The sequence below is a fragment of the Microlunatus elymi genome (assembly GCF_007362775.1).
In the GTDB taxonomy this organism is placed as follows: domain Bacteria; phylum Actinomycetota; class Actinomycetes; order Propionibacteriales; family Propionibacteriaceae; genus Microlunatus; species Microlunatus elymi.
Map to the genome: position 1 here is coordinate 1,330,130 of NZ_CP041692.1, position 23,272 is coordinate 1,353,401.

Sequence of the window (23,272 nt, forward strand, 5' to 3'; positions counted from 1 at the left end):
GTGCGCGGGTGCTATTCGGCAAGGATCCCTGTGTAGACAGCGATATCGGTGCTGTCAGCTCCACTCGGCCGGGATCGGCACGTCGAAGTTGTGCGGCTCGAAGTCCTTCCACCAGTCCGGTGCCTCGGGCGGTAGCAGATCGGCGTCGACCCGGGCGACAAGATCACGAAGCCGCTGCTTGAGCTTGATCAACTCGGTCAGCTCGGGCGCCCGCTCCGGGTCCACAACCGGACGTTGTGTCGCCTGCTGGGCCGCGATCACCCAGCGCAGCGCGTGTGCTTCGGTGGCGTCCGGATCGAGTGCCGGCACGTCGGCCGGGGTGACGAACAACGTACGTTCCAGCTCCCAGATGTCGCGGCGCAGCTCGAACAGCTCGCGTACCAGGTCGGACTGGCCCGCCGGTGCCTTGCGTACGGCTTCGGCGGCACGGGCGTAGCCGTAGTCGATCGAGATCGCGGTCAGGCCGGGATCGACGGTGAGCACGTCGTGCAGGTTGAGTTCCGGCTGGATCAGGATCGCGCCGTCGCGGTGCGCGCCGGCCACCTCGTCGCGTAGCTCCTCGTCGGTCATGATGTCGCCGGTGGCCCTGATCGCGACCGACAACAGATCCGCGTTCTGATAGCTGGTCTCGACCGGCACGCCGAGCGGATTGGCCACGATCGCGTAGCAGGTGGTGACGCCGAGCCGTTTGGTCGCGATCCGGGTCGGCAGGTTCTCCCGAACGCCGCCGTCGACGTAGGTCTCACCGCCGAGGCGGACGGGTTCGAAGACCGCCGGGATCGCGCAGGAAGCCATGATCGCGTCGGCGAGATCGATCGGCCGGTCCTGACCGACCCCGGACGGGAAGGGGTTGTTCTGGCGGTCGACCATGCTGCCCTGCTCGGTCACGTACCGCAGTTCACCGGTCTCCAGGCTGACGGTGGCGATCCGCAGCTGGACTCCGGAGTCGGGGATCCGGGAGGAGACGAAGATGCCGCCGTCGATCAGGCGGTCCATGATCGGGCCGATCCGGTACAACGACCGTTCCTTGGTCATGCTCTGGATCAGGCTGGACAGTTGCGGCCGGACCCGGCTGACCTCGCGCAGGGTGCTGAGCACCTCGACCATGCCGAGCGACCGCCCTCCCGAGGTGCCCGAGTCCGGGTCGCGCGGATCGGGGGAGCGGCGGCTGACCCGCTGCAAGGTCCGCCCGATCGCTCCGGGCTCCTGTTTCTGCAGCGACATCCATTCCAGGCCGCGTTGGCTGAGGATGTCGAACCAGGCGTTGGCGGTGAACATCTCGTTGCTGCTGCGCATCGCCCGCCAGACGTCGGTCAGTTCGGTGAGCAGTCGGCGCTGACCGGCGGCATCGGAGGTCTGCGCCAGGATCGAGGCGAGGATCGAACCGGCCGAGGTCCCGACCATGATCTGCGGGTTGATGCCGACCTCGTCGTACAGGTAGCGCAGCGCGCCCAGCTCGAAGTCCGCCCGCGATCCGCCGCCGCTGAGCACCAGGCCGGTGACCCGGCGGCGAAAGCGGCTCCGAATCTTGCCGGCGATGTCTGTCAGACGCACCCTGCCGACCCTAATCGTGACCGGTCGGGAATAGGGCGGCCTAGCGGATGAGTTGCGGCCCGGTGTGACTGATCAACAGCAGACAACAACACCCGACGCTCGCCAGAGCGGCACCTTCGAGATCAAGGACTTGGGCGCGGTGACGCGGCTCGGCTTCGGTGCGATGCGGATCACCGGCCCCGGCATCTGGGGCGAGCCGGCCGACCGTGAGCAGGCCCGGCAGGTCGTCCGCCGCGCGGTCGAACTCGGCGTCGACTTCATCGACACCGCCGACGCGTACGGGCCGAACGTCAGCGAGGAGATCCTGGCCGAGGCGCTGCACCCCTACGACGGGGTGAAGATCGCGACCAAGATCGGCAACACCCGGCAGGGTCCGGACCAGTGGGCCGCCGTCGGCCGACCGGAGTATCTGCGGCAGGCCGTCGAGTTGATCCTGCGCCGGCTGAAGGTGGACAAGATCGACCTGTTGCAACTGCACCGGATCGACGCCCAGGTGCCGGCCGAGGCGCAGTTCGAGGCGCTGGCCGCGTTCCAGGCCGAGGGCAAGGTCGGCGCGCTCGGCCTGTCCGAGGTGAGCGTGGCCGAGATCGAGCGGGCGAGCGAGTTCTTCACCGTCGCCACCGTGCAGAACCGTTACAACCTGACCGATCGCAAGTCCGAGGACGTACTGGAGTACAGCGAAGAGCACGGCATCGGCTTCATCCCGTGGGCGCCGATCTCGTCCGGTCAACTCGCCGCGCCCGGGGGCCCGGTCGCCGAGGCCGCCGAGCGACTGGGAGCGACGCCGTCCCAGATCGCGCTGGCCTGGCTACTGCGCCGTTCGCCGGCGATGCTGCCGATCCCCGGTACCGGCTCGAGCGCGCACCTGGAGGAGAACCTCGGCGCCGCGTCGGTCCGACTCGACGACGAGGCGTACGAGTCGATCGCTGCCGCCGTCCGCTGACCTCCGGCTCCGGCCCGGCTCCCCAACCGATCCCGTTCCCGCGCACCCACGGTGCAGCCGCGCAGGTTCGAACCTGCGCCGCAGCGCCGCCGGTGCGCGGGAACGGTGGTTGGTGCGGGTCGGCGCGGGCGAGCCGTAGCCGGGCCCCGCGGGGACGATGCTTGTTGCGTGGCCACGTACGCTGCTCGATGGGTCCGACACGTGTCCGATCAGGTCGTTCAGGTACCCAGCCGCAGCGGTCCGGAGCGCTATTTTGACCCTCCGCACCTCAGCGGATAACCTTGTCCCTTGTGTTCGGGCTTGCCCGACACTTTGCGCGTGCCCGTGCGCGCCGCCCGAAGCCTGTGGTTGGGGTTGCTTTCGCCCCGAACGCATCCGTGCGGTGTGATGCGTCAAGTACCGTCCCGATTCATTTCGCCCGTTACCGGGCTGCACGATCGGGCCCGGCCTTGCTCGTCATGCAGGAGGGGCTCGTGCATGTACGAAGTACGAGCAGGTCAATTCCAGAACAGAGAGAGAAGCGGTGCCCACAATCCAGCAGTTGGTCCGTAAGGGCCGTGCCGACAAGGTGGCCAAGAACAAGACGCCCGCGCTGAAGGAGTCGCCGCAGCGCCGTGGTGTGTGCACGCGTGTCTACACCACCACCCCGAAGAAGCCGAACTCGGCGCTGCGGAAGGTGGCTCGCGTGAAGCTGTCCTCCGGCATCGAGGTCACCGCCTACATCCCGGGCGTCGGCCACAACCTGCAGGAGCACTCGATGGTCCTCGTCCGCGGTGGGCGAGTGAAGGACCTGCCGGGTGTCCGCTACAAGATCGTTCGCGGTTCGCTCGACACCCAGGGCGTGAAGAACCGCAAGCAGGCTCGCAGCAAGTACGGCGCGAAGAAGGAGAAGTAATGCCGCGCAAGGGTCCCGCCCCGAAGCGACCGGTTCTCGTCGACCCGGTTTACGGATCGCCGCTGGTCAGCCAGCTGGTTTCGAAGATCCTGCTGGACGGCAAGAAGACCGTCGCCCAGAACATCGTCTACACCGCGCTGGAGGGCACCCGCGCGAAGACCGGTGTTGATCCCGTGCAGACCCTCAAGCGCGCGCTGGACAACGTCAAGCCGAGCCTGGAGGTGAAGAGCCGCCGGGTCGGTGGCGCCACCTACCAGGTGCCGGTCGACGTGAAGCCGGCCCGCTCCACCACGCTGGCCATGCGCTGGCTGGTCAGCTTCTCCCGGCAGCGTCGCGAGAAGACCATGGCCGAGCGGCTGATGAACGAGATTCTGGACGCCTCGAACGGTCTGGGCGCTTCGGTGAAGCGGCGTGAGGACACCCACAAGATGGCCGACGCCAACCGCGCCTTCGCGCACTACCGCTGGTAATTCCGCATCCGGCGATCCCGGATGTCCGCAGCGCGTACGAGTCGAAAGCTCAGCTCGTACGCACAGCGGAACCCACCACTTTCGAAACTGAGGACGAACTCCCGAGATGGCTGTCGAACTGAAGGTCGATCTGTCGAAGGTCCGCAACATCGGCATCATGGCCCACATCGATGCCGGCAAGACCACCACTACCGAGCGGATCCTGTACTACACGGGCATCAACTACAAGATCGGTGAGGTCCATGAGGGCGCGGCCACCATGGACTGGATGGAGCAGGAGCAGGAGCGGGGTATCACCATCACCTCCGCGGCTACCACCTGCCACTGGAAAGACCACACCATCAACATCATCGACACCCCGGGCCACGTGGACTTCACCGTTGAGGTGGAGCGCTCGCTGCGAGTGCTGGACGGTGCGGTCGCGGTCTTCGACGGCGTCGCCGGCGTGGAGCCGCAGAGCCAGACCGTGTGGCGGCAGGCCGACCGGTACAACGTGCCGCGGATCTGCTTCGTGAACAAGCTGGACCGGACCGGTGCGAGCTTCGACTTCTGCGTCGAGACGATCAAGAACCGGCTGAACGCGACCCCGGTCGTGATGCAGCTGCCGATCGGTGCCGAGGCCGACTTCATCGGCGTCGTCGACCTGGTCGGCAACCGCGCGCTGACCTGGCGCGGCGAGACCAAGATCGGTGAGGACTTCGAGGTCGAGGCGATCCCGGCCGAGCTGCAGGAGAAGGCCGAGGCCGCCCGCGCCGCGCTGATCGAGACCGTCGCCGAGAACGACGACGAGCTGATGGAGCTCTACCTGGAGGGTGAGGAGCCGACCGTCGAGCAGCTCAAGGCGGGCATCCGCCGCGGCGTGCTGGCCGGTGCCTTCACCGCCGTCTTCTGCGGTTCGGCGTTCAAGAACAAGGGTGTCCAGCCGCTGCTGGACGCGGTCAACGACTACCTGCCGTCGCCGGTCGACGTGCCCGCCATCCAGGGCTTCAAGCCGGGTGACGAGAGCGTCGAGATGGAGCGGCACCCGAGCGAGGACGAGCCGTTCGCCGCGCTCGCGTACAAGATCGCGGCCGACCCGCACCTGGGCAAGCTGACCTACATCCGGGTCTACTCCGGCGTGCTCAACACCGGCACCCAGGTGCTGAACTCGACCAAGCAGCGCAAGGAACGGATCGGCAAGATCTACCGGATGCACGCCAACAAGCGTGAGGAGATCGACAGTGTCGGCGCCGGTCACATCGTCGCGGTGATGGGTCTGAAGGACACCACCACCGGTGAGACGCTGTCCGACCCGACCAGCCCGATCGTGCTGGAGTCGATGGACTTCCCGGCACCGGTGATCGAGCAGGCGATCGAGCCGAAGACCAAGTCCGACCAGGAAAAGCTGTCGATGGCGATCCAGCGCCTCGCCGAGGAGGACCCGACCTTCCGGGTGCACACCGACGAGGAGACCGGCCAGACCATCATCGCCGGCATGGGCGAGCTGCATCTGGACGTGCTGATCGACCGGATGAAGCGCGAGTTCCGGGTCGAGGCCAACATCGGCAAGCCGCAGGTCTCCTACCGCGAGACCCTGCGCCGGCCGGTGGAGAAGGTCGAGTACACCCACAAGAAGCAGTCCGGTGGTTCGGGTCAGTACGGCCGCGTGATCATCAACCTGGAGCCGCAGGAAGCCGGTTCGGGGTACGAGTTCGTGAATGCGGTCACCGGTGGCCGGATCCCGAAGGAGTACATCCCGTCCGTCGACGCGGGTATCCAGGAGGCCATGCAGTTCGGTGTGCTCGCCGGCTACCCGGTGGAAGACATCAAGGTCACCCTGACCGACGGTGCCTACCACGACGTCGACTCCTCCGAACTGGCGTTCAAGATCGCCGGCTCGATGGCCTTCAAGGAGGCCGCACGGCGCGCCGATCCGGCGATCCTGGAGCCGATGATGCGGGTCGAGGTGACCACCCCGGAGGACTACCTCGGCACCGTGATCGGTGACCTGAACGCACGCCGTGGACAGGTTCAGTCCATGGAGGAAGCCCACGGCAACAAGGTGGTCACCGCCCTGGTGCCGCTGTCGGAGATGTTCGGCTATGTCGGCGATCTCCGCTCCAAGACCTCGGGACAGGCCTCGTACTCGATGGAGTTCGATTCCTACGCCGAGACCCCGAAGAACGTCTCCGACGAGATTGTCGCCAAGTCCCGCGGAGAATGAGCTTCAGCTGCGTGGCCCCGATTCGGGTTTGACCCGGACGGGGCCGAGCAGCAAAACTTAGGCCGGATTGCCCAACTCAGGACAACCCGGGTCCGGGTAAAACAAGTCAGTACAACCAACACCGTTCGCCACGCGACCAGCGCGGCGACAGCGCAAGTGAGGAGCCCCAGTGGCCAAGGCCAAGTTCGAGCGGACCAAGCCGCACGTCAACATCGGCACCATCGGGCATATCGACCACGGCAAGACCACTCTGACCGCGGCGATCTCGAAGGTGCTCCACGACCAGGACCCGGTTGCCAATCCGAGCACCGAGGCGTTCGACCAGATCGACAAGGCGCCGGAAGAGCGCCAGCGCGGTATCACCATCTCGATCGCCCACATCGAGTACCAGACCGCGAATCGGCACTACGCCCACGTCGACTGCCCGGGTCACGCCGACTACGTCAAGAACATGATCACCGGTGCCGCGCAGATGGACGGCGCCATCCTGGTGGTCGCCGCCACCGACGGCCCGATGCCGCAGACCCGCGAGCACGTGCTGCTGGCCCGCCAGGTCGGCGTGCCGGCCATGGTGGTTGCGCTGAACAAGTGCGACATGGTCGACGACGAGGAGATCCTGGAGCTCGTCGAGCTCGAGGTCCGCGAGCTGCTGAACTCCCAGGAGTTCGACGGCGACAACGCCCCGGTGGTGCAGGTTGCCGCCTTCCCGGCGCTGAACGGTGACGAGAAGTGGACCCAGTCCATCCTCGACCTGATGGCCGCCGTGGACGAGTACATCCCGGAGCCGGCGCGCGACACCGAGAAGCCGTTCCTGATGCCGATCGAGGACGTCGTCACGATCACCGGTCGTGGCACCGTCGTCACCGGCCTGGTCGACCGCGGTGTGCTCAAGGTCAACGAAGAGGTCGAGATCGTCGGCCTGCGGGACAGCATCAAGACCACCGTCACCAGCATGGAGGTCTTCCGGAAGGTTCTCGATCAGGCTCAGGCCGGCGACAACGCCGCCCTGCTGCTGCGCGGCACCAAGCGTGAGGCCGTGGAGCGTGGCCAGGTCGTGACGAAGCCGGGCAGCATCACCCCGCACACCGACTTCGAGGGTCAGGTCTACATCCTGAACAAGGAGGAGGGCGGACGTCACACCCCGTTCTTCAACAACTACCGCCCGCAGTTCTACTTCCGGACCACCGACGTCACCGGCGTCGTGCACCTGCCGGAAGGCACCGAGATGGTGATGCCGGGCGACAACACCACCATGACCGCTGAGCTGATCAAGCCCATCGCCATGGAAGAGGGCCTGAAGTTCGCCATCCGCGAGGGTGGTCGTACCGTCGGCGCCGGTCGGGTCACCAAGATCATCAAGTGAGCAAGAGCTCAACGATCATCAAGTGAGCAAGAGCTCAACGATCATCAAGTGAGCAAGAGCTCAACGATCATCAAGTGAGCAAGAGCTCAACGATCATCAAGTGAGCCTCGTTGCTCGTTGATGATCACGTGATCCACCACCAGGATGTCAGCATGATGACCTGGGCTTGGTGAACAACTGATCCAGCAGAACGGCCCGGACCGGCACTCGCCGGCCCGGGCCGTTCTGCATCCTCCGGGACCCTGCCGACTCGTCAGCGACGTCCGTGGGCGCAGTACGGCGAGCGATGCTGTCGGTGAACGTGGGGAGTGGGCCGGCCCGAGGAAGTGCGGATGGGGCTGCCCGTTGGTAACCGGGAGTTGCGCGGTATGCAGCTGGTAAGTCGCCGGCCGGAGCACCCGTGTGGACATCGACCGGCACGTCTCGTGTTCCATTCGGCTGCGGCAGGCGAAGGGGATTGCAAGAATCCTGCGCCAGTGGGCCTGGGCAGCGGGATTCAGCGGGCTTCATGGTGACTGGTGCAGGATTCTTGTAATCCGAACCGGAGGCCGGCACTTCCTGGGACAGCTGGGGTCGGCGCCCGTCGGGCGACGTCCGGGCCGGACTTCGTACCTGTCAGGCTCCGGGGATAGAAAGGGACGATGGAGGCCAACAGCGAGGCGATCATTCGGCTGGCGTGGGCGCGGCAGCTTTCTCTGGCCGACGACGCGCTGGAGGACTCCGGGCATCTGATCATGGTCGAGCGCGACGATGTGCTGTCCTTCATCCGGGTCTGCGGCGCCGAGGTCCTGGCCGGGCCGGCCGGGCTGCTGCAGCGGATCGATGATGATCATCGGCCGCCCAACGCGTTCGACCAGGGCCATGAACAACAGGGTGCCCATCAGCTTGATCGGCTGACCGATCCGCATCTGCTCTTCGGGCTGCTCAGCGACGAGCAGCGACGAACCGCCAGGCTGCTGGGTTGCGCCGAACTGTTCTACACCGACCAGTATTGCGACCATCCCCGGCTGGACGGCGCGGCGATCAACAGCGATCCGGAGGCGGCCGCGGCGGTGCAGCGGTGTTGCCCACCCGACGACGTCACCGAGACCGAGCTCGACCATCCTTCTCAACGCTATGTGCTGTACGACGACAGCGACGAGCCCGTCGCGCTGGCCATGGCGCAGGACTGGATGCAGGTGATCGCACCGCTCAGCGTGCTGGTCGGGCTGCCCTTCCGCGGCCGCGGTTGGGGCCGCCTGGTCGCCGCGGCCGCGGTCAACGATCTGCTCGACGCCGGACAGATCCCCGGCTGGCGGACCCGATCGCAGAACCGTGCCTCGATGGCGGTGGCGCACCGATTGGGCTTCGAACGGAAGGGAAGTCAGACCACGGTGCTGTTGAACTTCATGAACGACAATTCGACCAGACAATGATCATGTCCGAAATAGGACAACAGTCTATTCTGTCCGAATTCGGACAAGATGGGAATTGGGTTCTCTTCGGTGCAACAGCTCATGACTTTCGCAACTTGCGGCCATTTACCTGAATGAATCCGCGCCAGGACTTGCGGACGACGAACATTCTTCTAGGGTGAGTCCGTGGTCGTGGGATCAGGAGGAGGCGGGCAGCGCCGAGGGCAGCAGAGCCCCGTCACCGATCCACGATTTCTCTCCTTCCTCGGTGGCGCCGCGATGGCCGACATCGGCGACCAGGCGTGGATCGTCGTCCTCGCCTTCGCCGCCGCCCAGTCCGGAGATCCGCTGATCGCAACCCTGACCGTTGCCGCGGGCACCATCCCACGGGCGATTCTCGATCTGGTCGGGGGCGCCGTCGCTGACCGGCTACCGACCCGTCCGCTGCTGGTCGGGGCGGCCTTCGTACGCGTGCTGGTGCTGGTTCTCGGCGTGCTGGCTCTGATCCGCTACCCCGAGCACACCATCGCGATCATGGTCGTGGTGGCCGCGTTCTTCGGCGCTGCCGATGCCCTGCACAAACCGGCCATCGGCACCATGCCCCGTCAACTCGTACCGATGAATCAGCTGGTCCAGGCCGCCGGTCTTCGGCAGCTGATCAATCGCACGGCTCTGCTCGTCGGCCCCGCGCTGGCCGGTCTGGTGCTGGCGGCCTGGGCGCTGGCCGGCGCGATGGCGGGTCTGATCGCCGTCTTCGCCGCCGCCGCGATCCTGCTCAGCCTCGTTCGCACCCGCTATCGACGCGAGCTCGCGCCGCGGCAATCGGTGCTCGCCTCCACCCGCCAGGTGGTCGGTTATCTCCGCGTCGACGCGACCGCCCGCGCGCTCACCCTGACCATGATCGGGTTGAACTTCTTCGTCATCCCGGTGATCAACGCCGGCATCGCGATCCGGGTGCACGAACGCGGCTGGGGCCCGCACATGCTCGGCGTGCTGACCGCGTCCATCGGCGTCGGTGCGATTGTCGGGACGCTGGCGGCGCTGCTGCTGCATCCACGCTTTCCGATGCGTTTCGCGCTGGTGCTGCTGGTTTCCCAGGGCTTCGCTCTGGCGCTGTCCGGGCTGCTCCCGCAGGTCGGTTCGGCCATCTCGTTGGGTCTGGTCGGGCTGACCGCCGGACTGTCCTCGCCGATGCTCGGCGGCACCACCCAGACGATCGTGCACGAGTCCTATATCGGCCGTATCTATGCGCTCTTCGCGCTGGCCGACGACGCGCTGATTCCGTTCGCCCTGGTCGGTTACGGCATCTGCGCCAAGGCCATCGGGGTCGAGGCGACGACGGTCATCTGCGGCCTGGCCATGGCCGCTCTGATGGGCATCGGTCTGCTCCGCAAGGCGTTGCGCAATCTGCAGTTGGGCGACGGCGACCAACGCCGTGCCCCCGAGGCGGACGACGACGCCGAATCTGCGGCTGCGCAGAGCGGACGCGCGTCGTCGGAGACTGCATCCTCGGCGTCGTCGGAGACGGCGGAGGAGCAGCAGGACGAGAGGTCCCGCGATCAGTCCCCGGGCTCCGATGGCTCCGTCGCCGATCGGACCAGCAACGCCACCGGGTAGCGATCCAGCAGCCGCTCGACTGCAATCCGGCCGGTGTGGGTGGCACCGGTCAGCCGGTCCGTCCAGGCCTCGTTCGGCAGGTCGATCGAGGTGTCGCCCCAGCCGCCTCGCTGCGCCAGTCCGTACGGAAGTCGGGTGGCGAACCCGATCAGGCCGCCGACGTCGAAACCGAGCAGATGGGCTGCGGCGACACCGTCGGCCGGTAGCGGCCGATAGCTCGTCGGCGGGAAATCTCTGCGCGCTCGCAATGCGCGACTGGTCACCCAGAGCTTGACCTCGTCCGGATCGTCGGCCCCGGGTGGTTCGGTCCGGGTTAGTTCGTTCAGGGCCGCCAGCCACTGCCGGCGACGGGTGAAGTCGACCGGCCGCCGATTGTCCGGATCGACCAGCGAGTCATCGACGAATTCGGTGCCCTGATAGACGTCCGGTACGCCGGGAGCGAGTAACTGCAGCAGCTTCTGACCGAGCAGGTTGCTGATCACTGCGGGCCGGATCTCGGTCCGGAAGGCGGCGATCAAACCCGCCAGCTCCGGATCGTCGTACGCCCGGTCCAGCGCACCGTGGACGGCGGTCTCGAAGTCGGCGTCCTGGTCCAGCCAGCCGGTGCCGAGAGCAGCCTCCCGCATCGCCTTCTCGGCGTACGCGTGCAGCCGGTCACGGCCGATCGTCTCGACGGTCGCGACCACTTGCCAGAGCAGGTAGCCGATCGTCGGTTCGGGCATCGGCGCCGCCGTCATGAGTGCGGTGCACAGCTCGCGCCAGCGCTGCGGCACCTCGGCCAGCACCGCGATCGCGGCCCGGACATCCTCGGAGCGTTTGGTGTCGTGGGTGGACAGCGTGGTCATGGTGTCCGGCGCGTACCGCAGCCGCGCGGCCTGAGCCCGGTGGAAGGCGTCCGGCTCGACGCCGAAGCCGCCGGGGTTGCCGCCCACCTCGTTCAGGCAGGTCAGCCGGTTGGCCCGGTAGAAGGCGGTGTCCTCGACGCCCTTGGCCATCACCGCACCGGTCAGCTGGCAGAACCGGATCGCGAACTCGTCGTCCGGATCACCGATCCGAGCCGACAGCCGCTGCACCGTGTCCGACCACTCCGGATGATCTTGGGCCGTGGCGGCCAGCGCCGTGATCATCGGGCCGACGTCGTCGGGCAGGTAGCCCCGATAGACGTCCAGCCGGGTGGCCGCATCGGCGATCACCGCCCGAGTCTTCGGCAGCTCGGGCGCCAACGCGGCGATCCGGCGCAGCTCGGACCCGAACAGGTCGTCCAGCACCAGTCGCTTGCCGGCCCGTTCATGATCAGCAACGCTGCGGTGGTCGCCGGTCAGTTGCTGGTAGATCGCGGTCAGTTCGGCTTCGGCGGCGGGGTCGACGAAGACGCCGGTGAAATCGGTCAACGCGTCGTAGCCGGTGGTGCCGGCCACCGGCCAGTCCGGCAGTTCCTCGCCGGGCTCGAGGATCTTCTCGACCACGATCCAGGCGTCGGGCGCGAGGTCGCGCAGCCGCTGCAGGTAGCCGGCCGGGTCTGCCAGCCCGTCCGGATGATCGACCCGCAGTCCGGCGACGCCCTGCCTGATCAGGTCGGCGACCCGGCGATGGGTGGCCTCGAATACCGCGGGATCCTCCATCCGTACAGCGGCCAGCGTGTTCACGGCGAAGAAACGACGGTAGCCGAGCTCGGTCTGGCCCCGTCGGTGATTGACCAGGCGGTAGTGCTGGCGATCATGGATCTCCTGCGCCGTGCCGTGTCCGGTGCCCGGCGCGATCGGATACCGATGCTCCCAGTAGCAGAGCCGGCCGTCGTCGATCTGCAGCCGCTGCAGCTCGTCCGGATCGTCGCCCAGGATCGGGATCAGCAGCTTGTCGGCGGTCCAGTCGATGTCGAACCAGGACGCGTACGCCGACTGCCGGCCGTGCAGCAGCACGTCCCACCAGGCCGGGTTCTGCTCCGGCACGTCGACGCCCAGATGGTTGGGCACGATGTCCACAACGACCGGCAGGTCGCGCGCTCCGGCCGCCTTCAGCAGCGCGGCGAAGCCGTCCTCGCCGCCGCGTTGCGGGTCGAGCCGGGTCGGATCGGTGACGTCGTAGCCGTGATCGGAACCGGTGACCGAGGTCAACAACGGCGACAGATAGATCGCACCCACCCCCAGTTCGGCCAGGTAGTCGGTCAGCTCCGCGGCCTCGTACAGCGTGAAACCGGGGCGGATCTGCAAGCGGTACGTCGAACTCGGCACGGGCGTCACGAATCCGACCCTAAAGCTCCGAGTTGTCAGAAGGTAGTTGGGCCATAAACCCAACGGCCTTCTGACAAGTCGGTCAGGTGCGGACGCCGAAGGTGCGGGTGGCAGGGTCGAAGACGGCGTGCGGGGTGCCGAAGACGGTGCCGATCCTGCCGTTGTCGATCAAGGTCGAGGGGGTGCCGGTGATCAGCCGATGATCATCGATCAGCCACAGCTGGTGCGCCATCCGCAGCGCCAGTTCGACCTCGTGCGTCGACACCAGCACGGTGATCGAACGCTGCCGGGCCAGCCGATCCAACAGCGCCATCAGGTCCACCCGGGCGCCCACATCGAGGAAGGCGCTCGGCTCGTCCAAGATCAACAATTCCGGTTCGGTGACCAGCGCGCGGGCCAGCAGCAGCCGCTGCCGTTGCCCGTCGGACAACTCGGCGAATCGCTGCTCGGCCAGATCGGTTGCCTGCAGGTCGGCCAGCACCTCGGCGATCAGCCGATGATCGCGGTCGGTCAGCCGGCTGACCAGGCCCAGGTAGGGATGCCGGCCGAGTTCGACCACCTCGCGTCCGGTGAGCAGCCCGACGTCCACCCGTTCGGTCAGCACCACCGCGGTCCGGCGGGCCCGATCCCTGGGCGACAGCCGGAGCAGATCATGATCAACTCCGGCAGCGCCACGGAGCATGATCGCGCCGCCGAGCGCGGGTTGCAGACCGGCCACCGTACGAAGCAGGGTTGACTTTCCGGCGCCGTTGGGGCCGAGCACCGCGGTCACCCGACCGGCCGGCGCCTCGGCGGTGATTCCGTCGACGATCACGCGGTCCGGCTCGCTGGCCGGCCAACGCCGAGTGTGCCGATAGCCGACCCGAAGGTCATCAAGCCGGAGGCCCGCGCCCGCCGTGAAGTTGATCATCAGACCGCTCCTGCCGACAGACGCCGAGATCGCAGCAGCACCACGATCACCACCGGAGCGCCGATCAGGGCGGCCGTGACGTTGATCGGCAGCACCGCGTCGTCACCGGGCAGCTGAGCCACCACCGAACACACGCTGGAGGCGATCACGCCGACCAGGATCGAGGCCGGCATCAGCAGTCGGTGGTCGGAACTGCCGATGGTCAACCGGGCCAGGTGCGGGACCGCGATGCCGAGGAAGGCGATCGGCCCGCAGTAGGCGGTCACCGCGCCCGCGATCAGGGCGGTCGCGATCATCGCCAGCACCCGAACGGATCCGACCCGCACGCCCATCGAGCGGGCGTACCGCTCACCGAGCAGCATCGCGTTCAGCGACCGGGCCAGCAGCGCGGCGATGATGATCGCGATCAGGATCACCGGCAGCAGCACGAGCAGGTCGCCGCGGGTGACGCCGCTGAAGGAGCCGAGCCCCCACATCACGTACCGCTGCATCCGGGTCGGATCGGCGAAAGCCAACAGCAGCGAGGTGAACGCGCCGACGGTTGCGGAGAACATCACCCCGGCGATCAGCAGCGTGGTCACCGAACGGACCCAACGGTTGATCACCAAGATCAACATCAGCACCAACGCCGACCCGGTCGCCGCAGCCGCGGCCACCGCGATCCGCTGTCCGCCGACCAGGCTGACGAAGCCGCCGGTCACGGTGCCGGTGCCGAGGGTGATCAGTGCGACGCCCAGTGAGGCGCCCGAGGACACCCCCAGGATGTACGGGTCGGCCAGCGGATTGGCGAACAGCGTCTGCATCAGCAGCCCGGCGATGCCCAGCCCGGCGCCGACCGCGGCCGCGGTGATCACCCGCGGCATCCGGATCTGCTCGAGCAACACGGTGCTGGCCGGATCGGCCGCGTGCCCGGTGGTTGCGTACAGCAACAGGTCGTGCCAGCCGATGGTGACCGACCCGACCGCGGCACCCAGACCGATCGCGGCCACCGCTGCCACCGCCATCACGATCAGCGCCAGCACCGGCCGCCGCAGCCGGCCGCGCGGCACCCGGACGGCATCGATCTCGGCGGAGATCGGTCGTTCGGCGGGGGTGCTGGCCATCATCTACCGCGTCACTTGAGCTTCTGATAGAAGGTGAACCGGTGGTCCGGTTCAAGATCAGGATGCAGGATCGCGATCAGATCGGCGACCACCAGATCCGGCCGCAGCACCCCCAACTCGTACAGGTTGTTGCCACCGGCCGCGTTCACCTGCTTGCTCGGCGCCCACACGTCACCGGACTTGAAGGCGGCGAAGTCGGCCAGCCGCGGCTCGGTGCCGGTGGCCTCCTTCTTGGTCTTCCAGTTCGTCGAGGTGATCCACGGCTTGGCGTCGCCGGACTTGGCGAAGACCGTCTCCAGGTCAACGTTCTTGCTGACCGTCGACGTGTCGTCCTGCCAGGGCCAGCTGCCGCCGGCGTCGGTGATCAACTTGCCCATCGGCGTGCCGCCGGTCGGCATCGTCCAGCTGCCCTGGTAGGGCTGGTTCAGCACCACCGAGGTCGGCTTGGCATCGGCTGCCTTCTGCACGGCGGACTTGTAGTTGGCGGCGATCTTGTCGAAGGTCGTCGCCGCCTTGTCCTCGGTGCCGGTCAGCGCGGCGAAGTACTTGATCCACTCGGCCTCGCCCAACGGCGAGGTCTCCAGGTATTCGGCGTCGGCCAGCACCGGGATCCCGGCCTGCCGGACGGTCGCGTACGCCGGATCGGTCTGCCCGGCGGTGATCAGCACGTCCGGCTTGGCGGCCACGATCTTCTCCGCGTTGGCGGTGCCGGCCGGCGCGAACTCGGTGACGTCGGGGCTCTGCACCCGCTCCTGCGCCGCCTTGGAGCTGATCAGCGCATTCGACGCGACACCGGTCACCACATCCAGCTGGCCGAGTGCTTCCAGACTCGGCAGATGGGTCGTTGAGGCGGAGAACAGGCTGTGCACCGGCACCGTCACCTGTTGTGCCTGGGCGAGATCGCCGCTCAACTGGGGTTTCGGCGCGCCGCACTTGACCAGGACGTAGCTCTCCGGCTTGCCGCCCACCTCGGGCTGCTTGACGGTCAGCACCTGGTACGACTTGTGGTAGCTGAGGCTGAAGTTCTCGGCGTACTCGAGCTTCTGCTTGACCGGGAAGTAGTCGGTGTTCGGGTTGAAGTCGGTGATGCAGCCGGGCGCGGTCGACGACGGTGCGACTCCCGGCGCCGGGCTGCCCGCGTCGGTGCCGCAGGCGGCCAGCGACAGGGTCAGTGCCGCGGCCGCGGCGGCCGCCGTGACGGCCCGCTGCCGCCGGCCGGAGAACAACTTGTTGATCATGAAAGGCTTCGGACTCCTTGCCGCACGACGATTGTCCTGGAGCCTGGCACCGTCACCCGGCGACCGCGATGGATGAGGCAGCGCCGGTGTGCCGGTGATCTTCCCTCGAGACCCCTGGACGCGCGGACCGGCGGCCCGCACACCGACGGCAGGTTTTCGGACTTGTGGGTGTCGCCGGATCATCCCCGACGGCCTACTGGCTGATGCTTCCCAGACTCGCGGCGGAGGATCGAGGTCCTCCGGATCGTTCGTCCAGTGCGTCTGTACAGCGTTCGTACCCACTCACCGCTGCGGGGCAGTCCCGGTCTCGCACCGGATTCCCTCCCCGTCGGCAGGGCGATTCTAACCTGATCGGCGCCGCCGGTCCGACCGCCCGAACCTGGCGAGCGAACGCGCTCAGAGGTGGGAGAGCACGATCGCAGTACGAGTCCGCAGCACGTCGTGCTGGTCGCGGATCCGGCCGAGCACCCGCTCCAGATGCGCCGCATCGGTGCAGCGCACCACCAGCAGACCGTCGGCCTCGCCGGTGATGGTGTACGCGTCGTGCACCTCGGGAATGGCGTGCGCGAACTCCTTCATCTGTTTCGGCGGCACCTGCCCGTTGCAGTAGATCTCCACGAACGCCTCGATGCTCCACCCCAGCGCTGCCGGATTGACATCGGCGCCGAAGCCGCGGATCACGCCTTCCTTGCGCATCCGATCGACCCGGCGCTTGGTGGCGGCCGTGGACAGTTCGACCTGCTGCCCCAAGGCGGCATAGCTCTGCCGTCCGTCGGCCATCAACAACGCAAGAAGCTTGCGATCTGGAAATCCCCCACTTTCGTGAAGGCATGCACTATGAGGAGTTGTCATGCCAGAGAAGCGACGGAAGTTCGACGCGGAGTTCCGCGAGGGCGCTGTGCGGCTGGTGCACGAGTCCAACAAGTCGATCGCGCAGGTCGCCCGTGACCTGGGGGTCAACGAGGGCACCCTGGGCAACTGGGTGGCCCGGGACCGTGAACAGCGTGAAGGCGTCAATAGCCTGTCCAAAGATGATCTTGACGAGTTGAAGCGGCTGCGCTCTGAGAACGCCGAGCTGCGGATGGAGCGTGATGTTCTCAAGCGTTCCGTGGTCCTGTGGGTGAAGGAGGCGATGAGGTGAGCGTGGCACGCTTCATCGCCGACCAGAGGACCTTCTACCGCGTCCCGATCGCGGTCTGCTGCGCCATCCTCGGCCTGAGTGTGGGCTGGTTCTACAAGTGGATCAAGTCCCCGGTCACCGACCGACAGCAGCGGCGCCGCGAGCTGGATGCTGCGGTGCTGGCCATGTTTGAGGCGTCCGGTCGTACCTACGGCTCACCGCGGATCCACCGGGATCTGGTCGATGCCGGCTGGAGGGTGGGCCACAACACGGTCGCCGACTCGATGACCCGCCAAGGCCTGCAGGGCAGAAAACGCAAACACCGTAAGGGATTGACCAAACAGGACCGCAAGGCGGCCAAGTTCCCGGACCTGGTGCAGCGGGACTTCTCCGCCCGGGCGCCGAACTGCAAATGGTGTGGCGATATCACTGAGATTCCGACCGATGAGGGCAAGCTCTACATGGCCACGGTGATCGACTTGTTCTCGCGCAAGCTGCTGGCCTGCCCGATCAGCGATCACCCCGACGCGCCATTGGTCTGTGATGCGATCAAGATCGCCGCGGCGGTCCGCGGTGGCCGGGACCACATCGAGGGTGTGATCTTCCACTCCGACCGTGGATCAACGTATACAGCGAAGGACTTTTCCCTGCTGTGTAAGAAGAAACTCGGGATCCGACAGTCGATGGGACGGGTCGGATCCTGTTTCGACAACGCGGCAGCGGAGTCGTTCTTCTCCACCCTCGAACACGAAGTCCTGTCCCGCCACCACTTCGAAACCAAAGCCCAAGCCAGGGCTGTCGTCCTGGCCTGGTGCCACCAGTTCTACAACGTCCAACGACGGCACAGCGGCGCGGCCTTGCTGCCACCCGACCAATACGAGATGATCACCGCTGACCAACCGGCAGCGGCCTAAACCGAAACCCTTCACGATTTCGGGGAAATCTCAATCGATGTCGTCAATCCGCAATGAAGTGCCCCCGTTCATCCGGACGCAGCCTATCGGGGCTCGCGCCGGGGATGGCACTTCCTCCGGCCACGCGCTTGGTTACGCTGCAGGAAAGGCACCGTCGGTGCGGCGGCCGTCGCCGTGCCGGGGCCGCCACACGGAGGTGGTGGGGTGATGAAGTACGGGATCGTGACCTCGGCCGGGACGGTTCGCGACTACGTGACGATGGCCCGTGAAGCCGAGGCCGGCGGCTGGGACGGTGTGTTCGTCTGGGACGACATCTGTGTCGGCCCGATCCCGACCTACGACCCCTGGGTGGCATTGGGGGCGATGGCGGTGAGCACCGAACGCATCACGCTCGGTTCGATGGTGTTCTCGCTGGCCCGCCGTCGCCCGTGGAAGGTCGCCCGCGAGACGCTCACGCTGGACATCCTCTCCGCCGGCCGGCTGGTGCTGCCGGTCGGTTTCGGTGGCGAGTGGGACGGCGGCTACTCCCGGGTGAACACCGATGAACCGGGGCGTCGGGAGCGTCGGGAGAAGCTCGACGAATGCCTGGCCATCCTCGACCTCGCGTGGACCGGCGAATCCTTCGACTACGACGGAAAGCACTACCAGGCAAAGGAGTTGGTCTTCCGTCCGCGGCCGGTGCAACGGCCGCGGATCCCGGTCTGGACCGTCGGCGCCTGGCCGCACGACCGCTCGCTGGCCCGATCCGCACGTTGGGACGGTGTGATCACCGCCGACCGCTCGCCCGGTGCCGGGGAGTACGACGTCGTCCAGCCAGCCGCGGTCGCCAAGATCCGGGACTGGATGCTCGACCGGCGCGGTTCACTCGACGGCTTCGACGTCATCGCCGAGGGGACCACGGACGGCAGCGACCCCGACGCGGCGGCCGCGCACGTCGCGCCGTACCGGGAAGCCGGCGCCACCTGGTGGATCGAATCGCACTGGGACGACGAGATCACCGCCGACTTCCTGCTGAACCGAATCCGGCAGGGGCCACCGCGGTGAGGTCCCGACCGGAAGTGGTGAACCGGAAGGTGTTGAACCGGAAGTGGTGAAAACGTCGGACGGGATTGCCCCGAACCCCCGAAAACGGCTCGTTCGACGCATCCCGCCCGACGGTCTTACCGCTTCCATCACATGACACCTGTCAGTGCGTACCGCTGACATTCAGGTGGGGCGCCATCGCTCGGTCGGCAACAGACTGATCGCATGAAGATGCTTGAGGAGCCGGTCGGGGCCGGTGCCACCACCCCCGGTGCCGAGCAGCCCGGGTCCGCGCTGGAGCTCGCGGGGTTACACAAGGCGTACGGTCCGGTGCGGGCGGTCGACGGTGTTGACCTCGAGGTCCGCCGGCGGGAGATCGTGGCCATGCTCGGACCCAACGGAGCCGGCAAGTCCACCATCAACGAGATGATCACAGGGCTGGTCCAGCCGGACAGCGGCCGGCTCAGCGTTCTCGGTCGCCAGCCGCGGGTCGCCGTCGCCGAGGGCCGGGTCGGGGCGATGTTGCAGGCCGGTGCGCTGCTGCACGACGCCACCACCCGGGACGTGCTGCGGCTGATGCACGGACTGCACCGGCACCCGCTGCCGCTGGACGAGGTGATCGAACGCGCCGAACTCGGCGACTTCCTGAAGACCAAGTCGGACAAGCTGTCCGGCGGCCAGGCGCAACGGCTGCGGTACGCGTTGGCGATCATGCCCGACCCGGAGTTGTTGATCTTGGACGAGCCGACGGTCGGGATGGATGTCGAGGTACGCCGCCAGTTCTGGGCCTCGATGCGTGACTTCGCCGCCGACGGCCGGACCGTGTTGTTCGCCACCCACTATCTGGAGGAGGCCGACGAAATGGCCGACCGGATCGTGGTGCTGAACACCGGCCGGGTCGTGGCCGACGGCACCGGGGCCGAGATCAAGTCCCGGGTGACCGGCCGGGTGATCACGGTGTCGCCGGCCGATGTGCCGGCGGCCGAGTTGGCCGCCCTGCCGGCCGCGACCGGCACCGAACGGGTCGGCAGTCGGATCAAGATCAAGACCGCCGACTCGGATCTGACCCTGCGGGCCATGGTTCAGCGCTATCCGCAGGTCTGTGACATCGAGGTCGGTTCGGCCCGGCTGGAGGACGCCTTCCTGGCGCTGACCGGGAACCAGGATCAACCCGAACAAGATCACCTACCGATCGATGATCAACGAGTCGACCGGACCGCGAACCAATTCTCCAGGAGCCTGCGATGACCGCCGCGGTGGCCCAAACCCGTCAGGCCGGCCGTCGGCCGGCACCGTTGCACTACCTGATCCACAGCGTCCGGCTGACCGCCCGCAACACCGGTTTCACCGTCTTCTCGGTGATCACCCCGCTGGTGCTGTACGTCGTGTTCAGCCAGATCTTCGGCAAGCAGTCCAACGACACCGGCGGGATCGACTGGGCCGCGCTCTACATGGTCTCGATGGCTGCGTACGGATCGCTCGGCGCGGCCATGGGCGGCGGCGCGCAACTTGCCGTCGAGCGGCGTTCCGGATGGTTCCGGCAACTGACCATCACCACCCTGCGGCCGCGAGAATTCCTGCTGGCGAAGGCAGCCGTGATCATGATCATGGTGCTACCGGCGTTGATCTTGGTCTTCGTCGCCGGGTACGTGGTCGGCGGCGTCCGGGCACCGTTCGGCAGTTGGCTGGCCGCTCTGCTGCTGATGTGGGCCTCGCTGATCCCGATGACGATCATGGGCCTGGTGATCGGACTGTGGGTGAAGGCCGAGACGGTGCAGCCGCTGAACGTGCTGGTGATGCTCGTGATGGCGTTGCTCGGCGGACTCTGGTTCCCGGCTCAGCTGATGCCCGATGCGATGCAGACGATCGCCAAGCTGATGCCGTCGTACTGGTTGGCCTCGCTCGGCCGCTATCCGATCATCGGTGGATCGTTCCCCTGGCAGGGGGTGCTGGTGCTGCTCGGCTGGACGATCGCCCTGACGATCCTGGGCGCGCTGGGATATCGTCGAGCTGCGGCGAACAGTAAACGCTGATGGCCTGGGAGCCGTCGCGAAAGGTGGGTCCGATGCCGAACTTCTTTCGGATGGCATTGACCGTTGCGCCTCAGGACATGGACCGGTCGAACGCCGCGCCGACGGCCTACTGCGGGCCCGATCCGGCGCCGCGATTCAGCTTGCGCCGGGCCGTGCAGAACATGGCCGTCGTCTACATCTTCGGCCTGTTCTTCATGGTCTTCACCATCTCCGACATAGCGCACGATGCGCCGACCACCGAGGTGCTGGTCTTCCGGGTCGCGCTGGTCGTGCTGATCGCCTTGACCTACGTCGGTTCGGCGTTCGCCGCGGACGGGCCGCTGTGGTTCCGGTGGGCCTACATCGGCTGGTTCATTGCGCTGACGATGCTGACGATTCCGTTCAACGGTTGGGATTTCCTGGACTTCGGCGTTTACACCGCGATCATGTTGGCGGCGCTGATCCCGTGGCGGACCGCTCGGTGGGCGATCGTGATCTGGAGTTGCATCGTCGCTGCCGGTGCGATCCCGGCCTGGGAGGTCACGCAGCTGCTGATCGGCGTGATGAGCCTGCTGATCGGCGGATCGGTCGGCGGCGGCATCCAGGCCGGACGGATCCGAGCCCGGCTGGATCTTGCCGAGCAGCGGGTCTCCGCCCTGGCCGTGGCCGCCGAACGGGAACGGATCGCGCGTGACCTGCACGACATCCTCGGCCACTCGTTGACCGCGATCTCGATCAAGTCCGGGCTGGCGGCGCGACTGGCCGAGCAGGACCCTGCCGCGGCGAAGGCGCAGATGACCGAGGTCGAGGAGATCGCCCGGGTGGCGCTGGCCGACGTCCGGTCCACCACCACCGGGATGCGGCAGGTCCGGCTCGCCTCCGAGATCGCCAGCGCCCGCTCGGTGCTGATGGCCGCGGGAATCGAGGCGGTCACGCCGTCCGCACTGCCGACGCTGTCGGCGGAATGCAGCGAGCTGCTGGGTTACGTCGTCCGCGAGGCCGTCACCAACGTCGTACGCCATGCCGACGCGACCCGATGCGTGATCAGCGTTGCCGATCATGCGGTGTCGGTCGCCGACGACGGGGTCGGTATCGACGGCCGACGGGGCGGTTCCGGGCTGGCCGGCCTGAGCAAGCGGGTCGGTGAGGCCGGTGGCAGGTTCAGCGTCACCGCCGCACCCTCGGGCGGAACCGTCGTCCACGCGGAGTGGTCGTCGACCAAGATCAACAACAAGTCCGTACGACCTGACGCTGCGGCCGGCGCGAGATCGGCTGCCGAGGTGAGCGCCGCTCCTTCGACAGGGTCACAACCCTATGAGCGTGAGGGTTCCGCTCCTTCGACGGGCTCAGGACCCTTTGTGGGTGAGATCCCTGAGTTGGACCACTCTTCCCAGATCCCTGAGCTTGTCGAAGGGCACAGCCGAGCAGGAAAGGCACGATGAACGACTCGAACCCGGCGGCGACCAAGATCAAAGTGCTGCTGGCCGATGATCAAGCTCTGATCCGGCAGGCGTTCGCCGCGCTGCTGAATCTGGAACATGATCTTGAGGTGGTGGGTCAGGCGTCCGACGGCGCGGAGGCGATCGCCCTGGCCGCCGAACGCCGGCCGGACGTGGTCGTGATGGACGTCCAGATGCCCGAGCACACCGGTACGGACAGTGGTGACGGGATCGCCGCGACGGCCAAGATCATGGCGGAGAATCCGTCGGTGCGGGTGATCATCGTGACCACCTTCGGCCGGCCCGGCTATCTGCGCCGGGCGATGGAGGCGGGCGCGGTCGGCTTCATGGTCAAGGACGCACCGGCCGACCAGTTGATCGAGGGCATCCGTCGAGTGCATCGCGGGCTGCGGGTCGTCGACCCGACGTTGGCCGCGGCCAGCCTGAGCGTGGGTGCGTCCCCGTTGACCGAACGGGAGACCGAGGTGCTCGCCGCGGCCTCGCACGGTGGTGCGACCAGCACCATCGCTGGCACCGTCTTCCTGAGCGAGGGGACCGTACGCAATCACCTGTCCTCGGCGATGGGCAAACTCGGCGCGGCAACGCGGGCCGAGGCCGTACGGATCGCCACCGAGAACGGCTGGCTTCCCTGAGCTGAACCCTCGTAACAGGGTCACGGCTCGTCCGCAACTCCTGACCCCTACGGCGTGCCTTGCCGGAATCGGCTCGGCCATTGTGAAACATGGCAGGCCAGAGCAGTCCGGGCCGCGGTGGCCGGGTGGGTGGAAGGTCGCAAGCAGTGCGTGGATGGCGTCGGTCAAGGGCCTCGAGTTGGATCCGTCC

General features: G+C 67.1%; 20 protein-coding genes and 1 riboswitch. Of the genes, 14 read left to right on the forward strand and 6 right to left on the reverse strand.

The window, feature by feature from the left end; translation table 11 throughout:
- Positions 1-54 precede the first annotated feature (54 nt).
- Positions 55-1,554: a patatin-like phospholipase family protein gene (locus FOE78_RS05905; protein WP_143985472.1), complete on the reverse strand. Its 1,500-nt coding sequence runs from the start codon at positions 1,552-1,554 to the stop codon at positions 55-57.
- A gap of 64 nt (positions 1,555-1,618) precedes the next feature.
- Here FOE78_RS05905 and FOE78_RS05910 point away from each other — a divergent pair, with 64 nt between their 5' ends.
- From FOE78_RS05910 to FOE78_RS05940, 7 genes are all read left to right on the forward strand, one after another.
- Positions 1,619-2,497 (forward strand): aldo/keto reductase, encoded by an 879-nt coding sequence (locus FOE78_RS05910; RefSeq protein WP_228266073.1) that lies wholly within the window; start codon positions 1,619-1,621, stop codon positions 2,495-2,497.
- 523 nt (positions 2,498-3,020) lie between these two features.
- On the forward strand, positions 3,021-3,392 hold the full coding sequence (gene rpsL, locus FOE78_RS05915) for a 30S ribosomal protein S12 (protein WP_143985473.1): 372 nt from the start codon (positions 3,021-3,023) through the stop codon (positions 3,390-3,392).
- Positions 3,392-3,862, forward strand: coding sequence for a 30S ribosomal protein S7 (gene rpsG, locus FOE78_RS05920; protein ID WP_143985474.1), 471 nt, complete (start codon positions 3,392-3,394; stop codon positions 3,860-3,862). The genes rpsL and rpsG overlap by 1 nt, the downstream gene beginning before the upstream one ends.
- Before the next feature lie 106 nt (positions 3,863-3,968).
- Positions 3,969-6,065, forward strand: coding sequence for an elongation factor G (fusA, locus tag FOE78_RS05925; protein ID WP_143985475.1), 2,097 nt, complete (start codon positions 3,969-3,971; stop codon positions 6,063-6,065).
- Positions 6,066-6,234: 169 nt separating this feature from the next.
- The gene (tuf, locus tag FOE78_RS05930; RefSeq protein WP_143985476.1) at positions 6,235-7,428 is read left to right on the forward strand and encodes an elongation factor Tu; all 1,194 of its coding nucleotides are present in this window, start codon (positions 6,235-6,237) and stop codon (positions 7,426-7,428) included.
- 641 nt (positions 7,429-8,069) lie between these two features.
- A complete protein-coding gene (locus tag FOE78_RS05935) occupies positions 8,070-8,843 on the forward strand; it encodes a GNAT family N-acetyltransferase (protein ID WP_143985477.1) in 774 nt (257 codons plus the stop codon).
- Positions 8,844-9,008: 165 nt separating this feature from the next.
- The gene (locus FOE78_RS05940; protein ID WP_143985478.1) at positions 9,009-10,439 is read left to right on the forward strand and encodes an MFS transporter; all 1,431 of its coding nucleotides are present in this window, start codon (positions 9,009-9,011) and stop codon (positions 10,437-10,439) included.
- On the opposite strand, the gene treY is transcribed toward FOE78_RS05940, so the two are convergent.
- The 5 genes from treY to FOE78_RS05965 form a co-directional block, all read right to left on the reverse strand.
- On the reverse strand, positions 10,382-12,679 hold the full coding sequence (gene treY / locus FOE78_RS05945; RefSeq protein WP_143985479.1) for a malto-oligosyltrehalose synthase: 2,298 nt from the start codon (positions 12,677-12,679) through the stop codon (positions 10,382-10,384). The genes FOE78_RS05940 and treY overlap by 58 nt on opposite strands.
- A 73-nt stretch (positions 12,680-12,752) precedes the next feature.
- Positions 12,753-13,580, reverse strand: a complete 828-nt coding sequence (locus tag FOE78_RS05950; protein ID WP_143985480.1) for an ABC transporter ATP-binding protein — start codon at positions 13,578-13,580, stop codon at positions 12,753-12,755.
- Positions 13,580-14,686 carry a FecCD family ABC transporter permease gene (locus FOE78_RS05955; RefSeq protein ID WP_210414841.1) on the reverse strand — a complete coding sequence of 369 codons (1,107 nt, stop codon included), beginning with the start codon at positions 14,684-14,686 and terminating at the stop codon, positions 13,580-13,582. The genes FOE78_RS05950 and FOE78_RS05955 overlap by 1 nt, the downstream gene beginning before the upstream one ends.
- 8 nt (positions 14,687-14,694) lie before the next feature.
- Positions 14,695-15,921: an ABC transporter substrate-binding protein gene (locus FOE78_RS05960; RefSeq protein WP_143985481.1), complete on the reverse strand. Its 1,227-nt coding sequence runs from the start codon at positions 15,919-15,921 to the stop codon at positions 14,695-14,697.
- A 130-nt stretch (positions 15,922-16,051) separates the two neighbouring features.
- Positions 16,052-16,266: riboswitch (cobalamin riboswitch) on the reverse strand.
- A gap of 51 nt (positions 16,267-16,317) precedes the next feature.
- Complete coding sequence (locus FOE78_RS05965; protein WP_210414964.1) at positions 16,318-16,701, reverse strand: Lrp/AsnC family transcriptional regulator; 384 nt, start codon at positions 16,699-16,701, stop codon at positions 16,318-16,320.
- A gap of 70 nt (positions 16,702-16,771) precedes the next feature.
- On the opposite strand from FOE78_RS05965, the gene FOE78_RS05970 reads away from it, so the two are divergent.
- The 7 genes from FOE78_RS05970 to FOE78_RS06000 all read left to right on the forward strand — a co-directional run bounded on the left by FOE78_RS05970 (position 16,772) and on the right by FOE78_RS06000 (position 23,082).
- The gene (locus tag FOE78_RS05970) at positions 16,772-17,062 is read left to right on the forward strand and encodes a transposase (protein ID WP_143984785.1); all 291 of its coding nucleotides are present in this window, start codon (positions 16,772-16,774) and stop codon (positions 17,060-17,062) included.
- On the forward strand, positions 17,059-17,955 hold the full coding sequence (locus FOE78_RS05975) for an IS3 family transposase (protein ID WP_143984784.1): 897 nt from the start codon (positions 17,059-17,061) through the stop codon (positions 17,953-17,955). The genes FOE78_RS05970 and FOE78_RS05975 overlap by 4 nt, the downstream gene beginning before the upstream one ends.
- A gap of 207 nt (positions 17,956-18,162) precedes the next feature.
- Entirely contained in the window at positions 18,163-18,999 is an 837-nt protein-coding gene (locus FOE78_RS05980; RefSeq protein ID WP_143985483.1) for an LLM class flavin-dependent oxidoreductase, read from the forward strand.
- Positions 19,000-19,203: 204 nt separating this feature from the next.
- Positions 19,204-20,226: an ABC transporter ATP-binding protein gene (locus tag FOE78_RS05985; RefSeq protein WP_228266074.1), complete on the forward strand. Its 1,023-nt coding sequence runs from the start codon at positions 19,204-19,206 to the stop codon at positions 20,224-20,226.
- Positions 20,223-21,011: an ABC transporter permease gene (locus FOE78_RS05990; protein WP_143985484.1), complete on the forward strand. Its 789-nt coding sequence runs from the start codon at positions 20,223-20,225 to the stop codon at positions 21,009-21,011. Before FOE78_RS05985 ends, FOE78_RS05990 begins: the two co-directional genes overlap by 4 nt.
- A 32-nt stretch (positions 21,012-21,043) precedes the next feature.
- Positions 21,044-22,432 (forward strand): sensor histidine kinase, encoded by a 1,389-nt coding sequence (locus FOE78_RS05995; protein ID WP_168207405.1) that lies wholly within the window; start codon positions 21,044-21,046, stop codon positions 22,430-22,432.
- A complete protein-coding gene (locus FOE78_RS06000; protein WP_143985486.1) occupies positions 22,429-23,082 on the forward strand; it encodes a response regulator transcription factor in 654 nt (217 codons plus the stop codon). Before FOE78_RS05995 ends, FOE78_RS06000 begins: the two co-directional genes overlap by 4 nt.
- Positions 23,083-23,272: the final 190 nt, after the last annotated feature.